The organism is Rugamonas apoptosis (assembly GCF_014042355.1).
GTDB classification, from domain to species: domain Bacteria; phylum Pseudomonadota; class Gammaproteobacteria; order Burkholderiales; family Burkholderiaceae_D; genus Rugamonas; species Rugamonas apoptosis.
The window spans coordinates 519,567-532,883 of the sequence record NZ_JACEZU010000002.1 but is presented as its reverse complement, the minus strand read 5'-3'; the positions used below and the strand labels follow the sequence as shown (position 1 = coordinate 532,883).

11 protein-coding genes are annotated in these 13,317 nt (G+C 67.6%); 5 read left to right on the top strand and 6 right to left on the bottom strand.

The window, feature by feature from the left end; all coding sequences use genetic code 11:
* Nucleotides 1-156: 156 nt before the first annotated feature.
* The 4 genes from H3H39_RS06065 to H3H39_RS06050 are packed head-to-tail and all read left to right on the top strand — an operon-like array spanning nucleotide 157 to nucleotide 4,395.
* On the top strand, nucleotides 157-1,863 hold the full coding sequence (locus H3H39_RS06065; RefSeq protein WP_182152439.1) for an ATP-binding protein: 1,707 nt from the start codon (nucleotides 157-159) through the stop codon (nucleotides 1,861-1,863).
* The gene (locus H3H39_RS06060) at nucleotides 1,856-2,578 is read left to right on the top strand and encodes a response regulator (RefSeq protein WP_182152438.1); all 723 of its coding nucleotides are present in this window, start codon (nucleotides 1,856-1,858) and stop codon (nucleotides 2,576-2,578) included. Before H3H39_RS06065 ends, H3H39_RS06060 begins: the two co-directional genes overlap by 8 nt.
* A gap of 59 nt (nucleotides 2,579-2,637) precedes the next feature.
* On the top strand, nucleotides 2,638-3,183 hold the full coding sequence (locus tag H3H39_RS06055; RefSeq protein WP_182152437.1) for a hypothetical protein: 546 nt from the start codon (nucleotides 2,638-2,640) through the stop codon (nucleotides 3,181-3,183).
* A gap of 12 nt (nucleotides 3,184-3,195) precedes the next feature.
* Complete coding sequence (locus H3H39_RS06050) at nucleotides 3,196-4,395, top strand: metallophosphoesterase family protein (RefSeq protein WP_182152436.1); 1,200 nt, start codon at nucleotides 3,196-3,198, stop codon at nucleotides 4,393-4,395.
* A 25-nt stretch (nucleotides 4,396-4,420) separates the two neighbouring features.
* Here H3H39_RS06050 and H3H39_RS06045 read toward each other — a convergent pair whose 3' ends face one another.
* Both H3H39_RS06045 and H3H39_RS06040 read right to left on the bottom strand, forming a co-directional pair.
* Entirely contained in the window at nucleotides 4,421-5,029 is a 609-nt protein-coding gene (locus tag H3H39_RS06045) for a hypothetical protein (RefSeq protein ID WP_182152435.1), read from the bottom strand.
* A 148-nt stretch (nucleotides 5,030-5,177) separates the two neighbouring features.
* Nucleotides 5,178-7,400, bottom strand: a complete 2,223-nt coding sequence (locus tag H3H39_RS06040; RefSeq protein ID WP_182152434.1) for a molybdopterin-dependent oxidoreductase — start codon at nucleotides 7,398-7,400, stop codon at nucleotides 5,178-5,180.
* 143 nt (nucleotides 7,401-7,543) lie between these two features.
* Between H3H39_RS06040 and H3H39_RS06035 the strand changes: the two genes are divergently transcribed.
* Nucleotides 7,544-7,837, top strand: coding sequence for an apolipophorin (locus H3H39_RS06035; RefSeq protein WP_182152433.1), 294 nt, complete (start codon nucleotides 7,544-7,546; stop codon nucleotides 7,835-7,837).
* 24 nt (nucleotides 7,838-7,861) lie between these two features.
* Here H3H39_RS06035 and H3H39_RS06030 read toward each other — a convergent pair whose 3' ends face one another.
* Genes H3H39_RS06030 through H3H39_RS06015 form a run of 4 tightly spaced genes read right to left on the bottom strand, consistent with a single transcriptional unit; the run spans nucleotide 7,862 to nucleotide 13,286 of the window.
* Nucleotides 7,862-9,997: a CHASE2 domain-containing protein gene (locus H3H39_RS06030; RefSeq protein WP_182152432.1), complete on the bottom strand. Its 2,136-nt coding sequence runs from the start codon at nucleotides 9,995-9,997 to the stop codon at nucleotides 7,862-7,864.
* A gap of 28 nt (nucleotides 9,998-10,025) precedes the next feature.
* The gene (locus H3H39_RS06025; RefSeq protein WP_182152431.1) at nucleotides 10,026-10,637 is read right to left on the bottom strand and encodes an OmpA family protein; all 612 of its coding nucleotides are present in this window, start codon (nucleotides 10,635-10,637) and stop codon (nucleotides 10,026-10,028) included.
* A gap of 2 nt (nucleotides 10,638-10,639) precedes the next feature.
* Nucleotides 10,640-11,119, bottom strand: a complete 480-nt coding sequence (locus tag H3H39_RS06020; protein WP_220461441.1) for a FecR family protein — start codon at nucleotides 11,117-11,119, stop codon at nucleotides 10,640-10,642.
* Between the two features lie 58 nt (nucleotides 11,120-11,177).
* Nucleotides 11,178-13,286 carry a GGDEF domain-containing protein gene (locus tag H3H39_RS06015; RefSeq protein WP_182152429.1) on the bottom strand — a complete coding sequence of 703 codons (2,109 nt, stop codon included), beginning with the start codon at nucleotides 13,284-13,286 and terminating at the stop codon, nucleotides 11,178-11,180.
* Between the last annotated feature and the right edge of the window lie 31 nt (nucleotides 13,287-13,317).

The window sequence follows — 13,317 nt, the reverse complement described above, 5'->3', positions numbered from 1 at the left end:
GCCAAATGTGCAGGAAAAATGGAGATGGAAACTGCGTTGTGGTGTGCATGTGACGGGCGCGCGTCATTCACATTGTCTGCACAATTGGCAGGTATGATGGCGCTGGACACGGATGCGCCAGAGGAGAGACATGAATCACCAATGCAGGAGCCGGGCATGCGGCTGACGATCGCGCGCAAGATCGCGCTGGCCGTGATCGCCATCGTCATCCTGTGCATCGTCACCATGGCGTGGGTGACCAGCATCAGCCTGCAGCGCGGCTTTGTGACCTACCTCAATGAGATGCAGACGCAGGACCTGGATCAACTGCGCCAACTGTTGGAGGCGCGCTACCGCACCGAGGGCGACTTCGAATGGCTGCGCCACCAGCCGCGCGCCTTGCGTTCCGTGCTCGACCAGATGAAACCGCGCCTGCTGGCCGAGACGGACGACATGGGCGCGCGCCGCCGAGGCCCCGGCGCCGGCGCCGGCCGGCCCGACCGTCCGCCGCCGGAAGAAGAAGGACCGCCGCCGGAACGGGCCATGCCGCCGCCGGAGCAGGACATGCCGCCAGAGCGGAACACGCGGCCGGAACAGAGTGTGCGGGCGGAACGGAACACGCGGCTGCCAGAGCGGGACATGCCGCCGCCGGAACCAGATGGCCCGCCCGGCTACGGCCGGCCACGGCCACGTGCCGACCTGCGCCCGCCGCGCGCCGATCTGCCGCCACCACGCGCCGGGTTGCCGCCGCCGCGCCGCCTCGGTGGAGGTGACCCGGCCGGTTTCGCCTCGCGCATTTCCATCGTGGATGCGCAAGGCCAGTCGCTGATTGGTCCGCCCGATTTCCCGCCCGGGATAGAGCGCGACATCAAGGTCGAGGGCCAGGTGGTGGGCCGCATGCGGCTCATGCCGCTGCGCCAGGCCGGCGGCGACGACGCCAGCGCCGCCACCTTCCTGCGCGGCCAGTTGCAAACGATCCTGCTGCTCGCGTGCGCGCTGATCGGCATGGCCATCCTGGCCGCCATCTGGCTGGCGCGCCACCTGCTGCGGCCCGTGGCGGCGCTGCGGGGCGTGACAGAGAAACTGGCGCGCGGCGAATTCGCGGCGCGCGCGCCCGTGCTGTCGCGCGACGAGCTGGCCGAACTGGCGCTGCATGTGAACGCGATGGCGCAGGCGCTGGAGGAAAACGAGCAGCAGCGGCGCCGCATGCTGGCCGATATCTCGCACGAATTGCGCACGCCACTGACGGTGATCCGGGGCGAGATCGAAGCCCTGCTCGATGGCATACGCCGGGCCGACGTCAACGCGCTCGATTCGCTGCATGCGGAAGTGCTGCGCCTGAACCAGCTGGTTGATGACCTGCACCAGCTGGCGCTGGCCGACGCGGGCGACTTGCAATACCACTGGCAGCAGCTGGACCTGGCCGCGCTATTGCGTCCGCTGCTGGAGCGCTACCGCCTGCGCGCGCAGCAGGCGGGACTGGCGCTGACGGCGTCGCTGCCCGACACGCCGCTGACGCTGACGGGCGACAGCGGCCGCCTGACGCAAGTGTGCGTGAACCTGCTTGAGAACAGCGTGCGCTACACGGACCACGGCGGCAGGATCGCCGTCACGCTGGCCGCCGACGGCGCCTGGGCGCAACTGACGGTGGACGACAGCGCGCCCGGCGTGCCGGACGGCCTGCTGGCACGTCTGTTCGATCGCCTGTACCGGGCCGACGGCGCGCGCGGCCGTGGCGGCAGCGGCCTGGGGCTGGCCATCTGCAAGGCCATGGTGGAGGCGCACGGCGGCAGCATCGTGGCCTTGCCTTCTCCGCTGGGCGGCGTGAGAATGCTGGTGCGGCTGCCGATACAACCTCTCACCAATCAACGAGCGCATGGATAACAACGCCCACATCCTGATCGTGGAAGACGACGCGAAGATCGCCGCGCTGCTGGCCGATTATTTCGTCGCCGCCGGCCTGCGCGTGACGCGCGTGGCGGACGGCCTGGCCGCCGTGGAAGCCGTGCGCGCCCACGCGCCCGACCTGATGGTGCTGGACTTGATGTTGCCCAGCCTGGACGGCGTCGGCGTGTGCCGCGCCGTGCGCGCGTTCTCGGCGCTGCCCATCATCATGTTGACGGCGCGGGTGGACGAGATCGACCGCCTGCTGGGACTGGAATCGGGCGCCGATGATTATGTGTGCAAGCCTTTCAGCCCGCGCGAGGTGGTGGCGCGCGTGCGCGCCCACTTGCGCCGCGCGGCCGGCATGGGGCAACTGGCGGCCGGCGGGCTAACATCGGCATCGTCGTCGTCGGCGGCACCGCCGCTGTTGCAGGTGGATCGCGAACGCATGGCCATCCTGCACGGGGGCGTGGCGCTGGCGCTCACGCCGGTGGAATTTCGCTTGCTGGCTGAACTGATCGCCAACCCGGGCCGGGTCTATTCGCGCCAGCAATTGCTCGACTGCGCGCACGATGACCAGCGCGACAACAACGACCGCACGGTCGATTCCCACATCAAGAATATCCGCCGCAAACTGGCCGCGCGCCTGCCCCAGCTTGACTGCTTGCAGTCCGTGTATGGCGTCGGCTACCGCTTCGAATTGCCGCCCGGGTAGGTGGCGCGCACTGCCGCACAGGCGGCGTAGAATGCTTATTTTGCAAGATGGGGGTCAACATGCCTGAACTCTTGTCCGATGAGCAGTTGACCGCGCTGCGCGCCAGTCTGCGCCGCGCCGGTCACGCCCGCTTCCCCCTGTTGCGTGCGGACATAGATGATCTGGCGGCGCAGGCCGTGGCCGACCTGTGGCAATACCTGCGTGAGCGCGAGGCCGCCCCCGCGCTGGGCGCAGAGGCCATTCTGCGCATCGCGCACGCCATCTTCAACCGGCGCGCGGCGGACCTGTACCGCAAATCCCGCCCCCAACTTGCCGCCATCAACGAGGCGCCGCTATCCGAGGAACAAGCCGATGAGCGCGCGGGCGACCTGGCCACGACCACCATGTACCGCAGCATGCTGCGCGTATGCGTGGCGGAGCTGGCCACTATTTCCGAACACGACCGGATGGCCGTGGCGATCGCCACCGGGCTGGCGTCCAGCCAGGGTGAAGCGCTGACTGCGGCCGAGCGCCAGCGCCTGCATCGCGTGCGCAAGCGCCTGGCCGCCGCCATCCAGCGCGAGCTGGGCGAGGATGCTTACAAGCTGTTGCGTGACTTATCTTGAGGAGCGACGAACATGGCTATCTATTCAGATCCTGAACTGGAAGCGTTCCTGCATATCGTGCATGTGTCTGATATGCACTGCAAAGGGCAGGGCGCCGTGGTGGACACCGAGACGGAGAATAAAGTGCGCGGTCTGGTCAACACGCTGCGGCGGCTTGGCCGCACGAAGTGGGCCGACCACCTTGAACAGCGCTGGCAAGCCGGTCTGGCAGGCCACGATCCCATTGCCCATGAGCGGATGTGCAAATTCCTCTGCGATTTCGTCAAGCACGAGGATTACGCGGGCGTGGAAACCTGGCTGCTCGACACGGGTGACTTGAGCGCACTCGGTGATATGGACTCGCTGAAAACAGCGCTGGGGTGGCTGGATGACTACCGCATCATTCTCGATGCGAAACAGACACTCATACTGCATGGGAATCATGACGCATGGCCGGGCAAGTTTCCACTGGCCGCCAACAATATGGAGATCGATGCGCAGCAGGAAGCATTGCGCACCTTGCTGGGCAAGGCGTGGCCACAGACGGCGATCCAGACCAGCATCCCCCATTCCAACGCCAAATTGCGGCTCAGCGCCGTCAACAGTACCATCGGCGAGCGCTGGCCCAACACGCTGGCGCGTGGTGAGGTCGGCATGGATCCGCCCTGGAACACGTTTGGTGATGACCAACTGCGGCAACTGGCCGAGCAAACCCAAAAGAAATTTCACCCGGACGGCGTGACGCGCGACTTCCGCATCCTGGCCGTGCATCATCCGGTCCACTATCCACCGCCGCGCCCGACGCTGCAAATGAGTATGCGCAACGATACCGCCGTCGCGGTGGCGCTGGCCGATTTCAGCCGCCTCCAGCGGGGCAAGCTTGCCCACTTATTGTTGAGCGGCCATACCCATGAAACATACCCGCGCCTTGGCGCCTTGCCGCCCACGTCGACGGGGCAACAATACACGCCCTTGTATGAAGGCCAGTTGCAATTGATCGCAGGGTCGCTATCGCAGTCGTCCAGCCACACCGTGAGCAGGGAAAAGGCGGACGATGAGTTCGTTCCCCAACAGTTCCAGATTCTCACGTTCTTTTCGTCGCCCAATTACGCGAAGCGGGGACAGTTGCTGATGGAGCGCCGCATCGTCGGGCGCCGCAGTTTCGGACAGTATCAATTTCTACTGCCGCGCAGCGTACCAAAACGCATCGAGTCCATCATTTGGGCATACTGAATGCGGACGTCAGGCCGGGCTGACGTCATTTTTGAACGTAGCTACCCGCTGGTTCCGGCACATACAGCGTCGTACTGATTTCAATGGGCACTTGCGTCGTGATAAAGACTGGCCGGGTGAGTTGATTTAACTTGGGCAGCAACGCGCGGCCTTCCCGCCCGACATGGAATCTGCTGGCGACCAGGTCGAAGGCCGCCAGCATATCGCTATCCTGCCCGGTAGCCAGGCTTGCCAGCAGTGACTCTTGCCGGTTCAGCTCGCCCATCTCCAACCAGAACCCCGCCGCGGCCAGCGCCCAATCGCCGGCCATCTGGTCTATCCATTGCCGATCATCCTCGGCCTCGTCGAATGCCGGGGCATCAGCGCTCAGGTCACGGTTCAGTAACTCAGGTAAGGCGTCGGGCTGGGCGGCGATATACTCGTCGAGCTCGGCCAGTAGGGACTTGAGCAGGGCATCGGCTTCCCCGGTCTGCACGGCGCTCGCTTCCCGTGCTGTGGTGCGGGCCACGCCCTGTTGCACCAGCTTGCGCGCGGCCGGCAGGATGGCCGCGCACAGCTTGCGCAATTCACGGTTTTGCCGGGCGATGTCCTCGCGGCTATGCGTCAGTTCCGGGGTGATGGTATTGGGTTTCATGGCAGTACCTCTTGGCTAGTCTGTTCGACAACATTCCGCCCGCGCATCCTAATAATCGCGTGCTTGTATGGTATATCGAAAAGCGGCGGATTTCGTGACACACGCGTGGCTCGCGTCTCACGATACCCGCCATCGCCCCGTTTGCGCCTCAGCAGGGCCGCATCTCGATGGCGATACCCGATAGTACGGCATTGCCCGACAGCGGATCGCGCAATTGCTCGTCCAGCAGCGCGTTGAGGTTGGCGCCGGGCCGTTCGGCGGCCACGCCAAGTTGCGTTCCAGGCAAGTCATGGCCCCAGCCGTGCGGCAGGCTGACCACGCCCGGCATCATCTCCTCGCTCAATTCCACTTGCGCTTCCACCATGCGCGCGCCGTTGCGGATCTGCGCCCGGCCGCCGTCGGCCAAGCCCAGCCGGGCCGCGTCGCCTGGATGGACCAGCGCCGTGCAGCGGTACGGCCCCTTGGCCAGCACGGGCAGGTTGTGCATCCAGCTATTGTTGGAGCGCAACTGGCGGCGGCCGATGATGACCAGGGTCGGCGCCTCGTCCGGCGCGCCCAGCGCTTCGGCCACGCGCGCCAGGTCGGCCAGCAGTACTGCAGGCGCCAGCTCGATCTTGCCCGAGGGCGTGCGCAGCACTTCGGGGATGCGCGCTTGCATGGGCCCCAGGTCGATGCCGGATGGCGCGGCCTGCACCTTGGCCAGCGTCAGTCCGTCCGGCTGGGCGCCGAACTGGTCGCCATACGGGCCGCTGCGCAGGGCCAGGTCCAGCATCCGTTCCACCCCGCGCCGGGGCGCCAGCGCCGCCATCACGTGGGGCGTGGCCGGGCCGGCCGATTTTTGCACTTCCTCCTCCAGCAGCGCCGTGTCCCAGGCATCGAGGTCGGCGTTGCGCCCCATGCCCTTGACGATGGCGGCCAGCCGCAGCAGGCTTTCCCATTCGTCCGGCTGGCCGTCGGCGCGCGCCAGCACGGGGGCGCTGTAGCGCGCGTGGTTGCGGTGCGACAGTTGGCCGAAGCTGACGTCGAAGTGCGCATCCTCCAGCGGCGACACGCCGGGCAGGATCACGTCCGCGTGGCGCGATGTTTCGTTGAGGTAGATGTCCAGGCTGACCATGAAATCCAGTTGTTCGAGCGCGGCCGCCAACCGTGCGCCGTTGGGCGCCGACAGCACCGGATTGCCGGCGATGGCGATCAGGGCCCGCACCTGGCCGGGGCCGGGGGTGTCGATTTCCTCGGCCAGGCAGGTGACGGGCAGTTCGCCCATCACTTCCGGCGCGCCGGCCACGCGGCTGCGGTAGCGGCCCATGACCACGCCCCGTCCCGTGCCCGGCTTGCCGCGCGTGTTGGCGGCGAAGGCGGCGGCCTTGGGGAACATGGCGCCGCCTGCCGCGTCCAGGTGGCCGGTGAGCACGTTGATGGCGTCGATCAGCCACGAGGCCAGCGTGCCATATTGCTGGGTGCAGGTGCCGATGCGGCCGTAGATGGCGCCGCGCCGGGCGCCTGCCAGCTCGCGCGCCAGCGTGCGCATGACGTCGGCCGGCACGCCGCAGCGGGCCGCCATGCGTTCGGGCGGGTAGGGCTGCACGGCCGCTTGCAGCGCATCGAGGCCCGCCACATGGGGCGCCAGCCGGCCCAGGCGCACCAGGTTTTCCTCGAACAGGGTGTGGGCCAGGCCCAGCAGGAAGAACACGTCGCCGCCGGGGCGGATGAAGTGGTGGGCGTCGGCCGCCTGCGCCGTCTCGGTGCGGCGCGGATCGACCACGACGATCTTGCCGCCGCGCGCGCGCAGCGCCTTGGCCTTGCCCCGGTAATCGGGCACGGTCCACATGCTGCCGTTCGAAACCATGGGATTGGCGCCCAACACCAGCAGGTAGTCGCTGCGGTCGATGTCGGGCACGGGCACCGTCATCCAGTTGCCGAACATGAGGCCGACCGACAGCATCTTGGGCACCTGGTCCACGCTGGAGGCGGAGTACATATTGCGGGTGCCCAGCGCGCGCGCCAGGCGGGGGAAGTACAGCATCAGGCTCATCTTGTGCGCCACCGGATTGCCCAGCACGGTGGCCACGGCGTCGGCGCCATGGGCCGCGATGATGGGCGGCAGGCGCCGTTCGATTTCCGCGTAAGCCTCGTCCCAGCTGACGGCCACGAAGCGGCCGTCGCGTTTGACGAGCGGGCTGCGCAGGCGGTCGCCATCGTCGTGCAACTCCTTGAGGCTGACGGCTTTCGGGCACAGGAAGCCGGCGCTGAACACGTCGGCCTCATCGCCGCGGATGCGCGTGACCTGCTGGCCTTCGCGTTCGATCACAAGGCCGCAACTGGCCTCGCACAGGGGGCAGATGCGGTGGGCGACGGCGTGCTGTTCGGTCATGGCCTGGCCTTTCGAGGAAAGTGAACGGTCGTGCTATTGTCGGGATTCACGTGACCGCTGTCAATCGCGGTGTTACACCGTGTGCGACGCGGGCTGGTGTATGCTGTGGCCTATTATTGTGTATTTTTTGACAGGAGAAAACCATGATGACTTCCACGAAAACCTTGGTGGCGCTGCTGGCGCTCGGTGCCGCGCTGGCCGGTTGCCAGAAGAAGGAGGAACCGGGACCGGCCGAGCAGATGGGCCGCAAGCTGGACCAGGCCACGCAGCAGGCGCAGGAAGCGGCCAAGGATACCGGCGAGAAGATCAACAAGGCCGCCAGCCAGGCCGGCGAGGAGCTGAACAAGGCGACCGAGGTGGCCGGCAAGAAGATCGAGCAAGCGGGCGAGAAGATCCAGGAGAAAGCCCGCGAGGCGCGCGACAAGGACGCCAAGTAAGCGGGTAAGCGGGGCGCCCGCGCTTCAGCCGGCCAGCGCCGTGCCGGCATCCGGTGCGGCCTGCGGCGCGGCGTCCGGCGCGACGTCCGCATATTCCTGCGCCACGCGGAAGAATTCTTCATGCCGGCGCTGGAACGCGGCCACCAGGTCGGGATCGAACTGGGTGCCCGATTGCTCCGCGATGTAGGTGCGCACTTCGGCGTGGCTGTAGCCGCGCTTGTAGACGCGCTTGCTGATCAGGGCGTCGTACACGTCGGCCAGCGCCATCAATCTCCCCGCCAGCGGAATGGCCGCGCCGCGCAGGCCGTGCGGATAACCGCCGCCGTCCCACCGTTCATGGTGGGCTTCGATCATCTCGCGCGCATAGTTGAGGAAGTGGCGCTTTTCCGGGTGGCCGTGGCCGACGATGATGCGCGCCAGCGTGGCCGCGCCGATCAGCGGGTGGGTTTTCATGATGGTGTATTCGTCGTCGGTCAGCTTGCCCGGCTTTTGCAGGATGCTGTCGGGGATGCCCACCTTGCCTATATCATGCAGCGGCGCCGATTTGGCATACAGTTCGATGTCCGACGGCGTCAGGTGGGCGTAGGCGGGCGTGGCGGCCAGCTCGCGCGCGAGGATTTCCACATAGCGCTGGGTGCGCAGGATGTGCTGGCCGGTGTCCTTGTCGCGCGATTCGGCCAGCACCGACAGGCTGAAGATGATCTCGTCTTGCGCTTCGTACAGGTCCAGCGTGCGGGCGTGCAGCTTGCGCGCCTCGATGCCGTATTTCAGCAGGCTCAGACAGGTGGTGATCAGCACCAGTGCCATGATGGGGAACAGCGGCGACAGGTGCACGCCCAGCTCCAGCAGCAGCTGGCGCGCGGTCCAGTAAAAGCCGCCGGTGCCGGCCAGCACCGCCAGCAGCGACAGCACATAGCCGGGCTGGCTCAGCATCAGCGTGCCGGCCAGGCCGGCCAGCAGCACGGCCGTCAGTTCCACGCCCCGGGCCCAGTCGGGGCGGACGATGAAGGTGTCGCTGAGCACGTTGTCGATGATGGTGGCGTGGATGTCCAGGCCATTGAGCCATTTGCCCGACGGGGTGCGGTGCCAGTCGCCCAAACCCTTGGCCCAGGTTCCGATCAGCACGATCTTGCCGCGCAGGCTGGCCGGCGCCACCTTGCCGTCCAACACGGCGCGCGCCGACAGGTAGGCGTGGCTGGCGTTGCGGTAGTCCAGCAGCAGGTTGCCGGCCGTGTCCAGCGGAATGGCGTGCCGGTCCCAATACAGGGTGAAGTCGCTGCCGTCTTTACCCAGCCGCAGCAGCCGGTTCTGCGACGTCAACAGCAGTGCCGACAGCGCCAGCGACGGCCGCTCCTTGCCCGCCACGGGCAGCAGCAGCGGTACCCGGCGCAGCGTGCCATCCAGGTCTTCCAGGGCGTTGGTGTAGCCTTCGGCGCCGGCGGCGGCCGTCAGCACGGGCACGCTGCGCAGCTGGCGGCCGGCCCGCGGCATGTGCCAGGCGTGGCCGCCGTCGGCGCGCAGCACCACGGTGCCGTCGGGCGCGGCCGGGCCGATGGCGGCAGTGGCGGTGGTTGGCGCGGCCGTGGTTGCGATGTCGGCCGGCTGGCTGAAATCGAGGTAGTAGGCCAGCACGCTGGGGCCTTCGGCCAGCGCGTTGGCCAGGCGTTGCGAGTTGCTGTCGGGTGCGGACGGCGGCGCGTGGGCCGCGTCCATGGGGGCGGCGTCCGCAGGGGCAGGGGCCACAGGGGCCAAATCACGCTGGCGCTCGCGCTGGATCACTTCGGGCGCGGTGCGGTCGGCCTCGGGCATGAGCAAATCCAGCACCACCACCGACGCGCCCTGCTGGCGCAGTTGCCGCACCAGTTGCGCCAGCCGGTAGCGGGGCCAGGGCCATTGGCCATAGGCGGCCAGGCTGTCCTCATCGATGCCCACCACCACCGGCGCGGACGGCGGCGGCGGCACCGCCCGGCCGGCCACCATCATGTCGTACAACAGCAAGTCGAGCTGCTGCAGCGGTGGCGGCTGGAAGATCGACAGCAGTGCCACGGCCAAGGTCAGGCACAGTCCCAGTCCATACATGCGCGCCTGGCCTTCGCGCGGCCGCAGCAGGTCGCGCAGGCGGTCCAGGCGGGATGGGGAGGGGCGGTTGGCGGTGGCCATGGTCGGTGGGAGTGGTGGGCCGCCGGCCTTAGTGGACGATCACCACCACGCGCCGGTTGCGCGGTTCAGCCACGCCGTCGGGCGTGGCCACGGCCGGGTTGCCCTTGCCGTGATAGGAGGTGCTGATGCGTTGCGCCGGCACGCCTTTTTCCAGCAACAGGGCTTGCACCTGCTTGACCCGCTCCAGCGACAGCGCCGTGTCCAGCGCGACCGAGCCGGTGCTGTCCGTGTGGCCGCTGATGCGCACGCTGATGGCGGCGCGCCGCTTCACGGCGGCGGCGATGTCGTCGATGATTTTCTGGTCATCGGCCGCCAGGGTGGCCGAACCGCTCTTGAAATACAGCGTAAACGTTTCGCCAGCCGCCGGCTCCACCGCCAGCGCATCGGCGAAGGTGCTGGCGATATAGGCCGGATCGGCGCTGGTGACGGCGCCCGGCGCTTGCCGCGGGCCGGCGGTGCGGGTCATGGCGCCCGCCTGCGTCAGCGACTGCTTGCCGCCTTCCGTGGTCACTTCGGCCTTGCCGACCTTGCCCTGCTGGTCCGGTACCAGGATCACGCTCTGGCCGCCGGCGCAGCCGGCCAGCAGCGCGGCCAATGTCAATGCCGGCACGGCGGCCAGCGAGGTGGGGAGTGTGCGCATGGTCAGTCCTTGATCTCGATCAGCACCTTGGTGCCGCGGGTGGCGATGGTGGCGTCGGGCGTGCGTACCTTGACCGTGTCCGGCGCCAGCTTGCCGATCTGCCCCGTGATGTAGGAGAAGGTCCCCTTGAGCATGCGCACCGCCAGCGCGAACTTGCCGTTGTTGGGGTCGAAGATGTAGTCGTTCAGCGCCAGTTCGCTGGCGGAACCGGCCGAGATGGTGGTGTCGTCGCCCAGTACGATGCCGACGGCGCCGGGCTTGCCGGTGCGGACCAGGTCGCCCCGGTACAGGGGCGTGCCGACCATGGCCGGCAAGGTGGCCCCGGCGCGCGCGATGGTCACCGTGCCTTGCAGGTTCTGGATGATGCCGATCGCTTCGCCCGTTGGTGCCGTGGTTGGCGCCGTGGCTGCCGTCGGTGCGGCGGGCGCGGTTTCCGCGTGCGCCCCCGCGCACAGCAGCGCGCTCAGCAACAAGATAGTCAATCGCCTGTTCGTCATGCCGTTCTCCCAGTGTGAGACGCACGCGCGCGGCGTGCCCGCTTTAGTGTCCGTTCTTGGCCGCCTGCTTGAGTGGCACCACATTGCTCGGTTCCGAACCGGCCGGCGGCGGGCTGTCCGCGGCCGGGCCCAGCACCACGCTCAAGTCCACAAATCCGGCGCGCCAGGCCCGTTCCAGATCCTGTTCGATCGCTTCCATCGAGGTGTCGGCGAAGTTGGCGAAACCGCGCACGCCATAAGCGCGGTTGCGGCCGTGGGCCTTGGCCAGGTAGAGCGCCATGTCCACCAGGTTGACGGCCCGTTCCCACGACAGCGGCCGCTCGTCCGGGAACAGCGGGAATGGCGCGAAGCCGACCGACACGTTGACCTGGATACGGTGGTTCTGGTACACCACCGTCTGCGACGAGATGCTCTCCAGGACGCGGCGCGCGACCTCGTCCACGCCGTGGCGCGGGATGGCGGGCAGGAAGGCGAGAAACTCCTCGCCGCCCCAGCGCACGATCATATCCGTCTCGCGCAGCGCGATGCGCAGGTGTTCGGCGATCATCTTCAGCACGGTGTCGCCGGCCGCGTGGCCGTAGGTGTCGTTGACGTGCTTGAAGTGGTCCACGTCCAGCAGGAACAGGGCGCCCACGATGTCGTCGCCGCCGCTGGTGCGCACGGGCGGCTCGCGCCGTTCGGCCGGCGCGTGGCCGCGCATGTAGTCCTGGAAGTGGCGCCGGTTGTAGAGCGAGGTGAGGGGGTCGAGCGCGCTTTGCGCCTTCAGCTCCAGGTTCTTCACTTCCAGCTGGGCGTTGGCGTGGCGTACCTTGCGGTACAACAGGCCGACCACCGCAGCGGCCAATGCGAACACCAGTGCCAGCAGCCACCATACGCGCTGTTGCAGGCGGCGGTTATCGAGTTCCGCGCCCTTGACCTGGTTCTCGCGGCTGAGCAGCTCGATCTGGCGCTGCCGCTTGTCCGCCTCGTATTTTTCCTGCAGTTCCAGCACGGCTTGCTGGCGCTGCTTTTCGAACAATTCGTTGGAGATGGCGCGCTCGCGGTGGTACGCCTCCACGGCGCCGCGCAGGTCGCCCGCCTTTTCCAGCGCCTGTCCATACTCCGTCAACACGGACTGCAAATCAGGTTTGCTGTTGGCTTTCTCGTAGAACGCCAGGCCGGCCTCGAAGCTCTTCTTGCCGTCGGCGATGCGGCCCATGCCCAGGTAGGCTTCGCCGATGTTGACGCGGGCGGTCGCTTCGATCGGGGCCGAGCCGGCCTCGCGCGCGGCCTGCAGCGATTCGTTCCCGTAGCGTAGCGCGCGGGCGTAATCATGCTGTTTCAGGTAGTTGTCCGACAGGTTCACCAGCGAGTTGGCGATCATGCGGTGCGCGCCCAGCTGGCGCTCCAGCACCAGCGCCTCCTGCAAGGCGTGCAGCGCCCGCTCGGGCTGGTGGGCTTCGATCGCCAGGCCGTATTCCGTGTCCTTGGCCACGGCCATGCGGCCGGCCGAGTGCAGTGCGCGCGTCACACGCAACTGTTCGTCGAGCACAGCGAAACCCTTGTCGTATTCGCGCATCTGGTTGTACAACTGGGTCAGGGCGTTGAGCGCGGTGGCCAGCGGCAACTGGTTTGTGATCAGGCGCGCCAGGTCCACGGCCGTCTGCAGCTTGACCAGCGCGCTGGGGAAGTCGCCCCGTTCCGCATACGCCTGGCCGGCCGTGATGGTTGCCTGCACCCGCAGCGGCAGGTCGTCGGTACGCGCTGCCGTGGCCTCGGCCTCGAAGGCCAGCTGGTGCGCCTGCCTGACGTCGGCCTGGGCGAATTTCACATAGGCTTTCGACAGCAGGCCGTTGGCCACGATGGCGTCGTTATGCTGGGCCTTGCCGTAGGCGATGACGGCGTCGGCCTGGGCCAGCGCGGCCTCGTTCTCGCCCAGCCGCATATGGGCCAGGCTGATCTGGGACATGATTTCGGCGCGGGTGGCGGGGGGCGCGCCGTCGGCCTCCGTTTGCAGCTTGAGCAGCTGGGCCAGCGCCTTGTCCGGTACGAAGCGGCTCTGTTCGCGCACCTCGGCGATGCGCTGGTCAAGCGGGGTCTGGGCGCAGGCCAGCAGCGGCGCCAGCAAGGCCGCGATCAGCAGGCGCCGGGCGCCGGGTACAGGAATTGCCATCCAACTTGCCAACGGGTCACCTCCACCTGCA

Excerpts from the sequence above, each read along its gene's own strand:
- H3H39_RS06045 (WP_182152435.1), bottom strand. The coding sequence starts at position 5,029 with ATGAAACCCAATACCATCACCCCGGAACTGACGCATAGCCGCGAGGAC.
- H3H39_RS06065 (WP_182152439.1), top strand. The coding sequence starts at position 157 with ATGCGGCTGACGATCGCGCGCAAGATCGCGCTGGCCGTGATCGCCATC.
- H3H39_RS06040 (WP_182152434.1), bottom strand. The coding sequence starts at position 7,400 with ATGACCGAACAGCACGCCGTCGCCCACCGCATCTGCCCCCTGTGCGAG.
- H3H39_RS06025 (WP_182152431.1), bottom strand. The coding sequence starts at position 10,637 with ATGCGCACACTCCCCACCTCGCTGGCCGCCGTGCCGGCATTGACATTG.
- H3H39_RS06015 (WP_182152429.1), bottom strand. The coding sequence starts at position 13,286 with ATGGCAATTCCTGTACCCGGCGCCCGGCGCCTGCTGATCGCGGCCTTG.
- H3H39_RS06035 (WP_182152433.1), top strand. The coding sequence starts at position 7,544 with ATGATGACTTCCACGAAAACCTTGGTGGCGCTGCTGGCGCTCGGTGCC.
- H3H39_RS06055 (WP_182152437.1), top strand. The coding sequence starts at position 2,638 with ATGCCTGAACTCTTGTCCGATGAGCAGTTGACCGCGCTGCGCGCCAGT.
- H3H39_RS06060 (WP_182152438.1), top strand. The coding sequence starts at position 1,856 with ATGGATAACAACGCCCACATCCTGATCGTGGAAGACGACGCGAAGATC.
- H3H39_RS06050 (WP_182152436.1), top strand. The coding sequence starts at position 3,196 with ATGGCTATCTATTCAGATCCTGAACTGGAAGCGTTCCTGCATATCGTG.
- H3H39_RS06030 (WP_182152432.1), bottom strand. The coding sequence starts at position 9,997 with ATGGCCACCGCCAACCGCCCCTCCCCATCCCGCCTGGACCGCCTGCGC.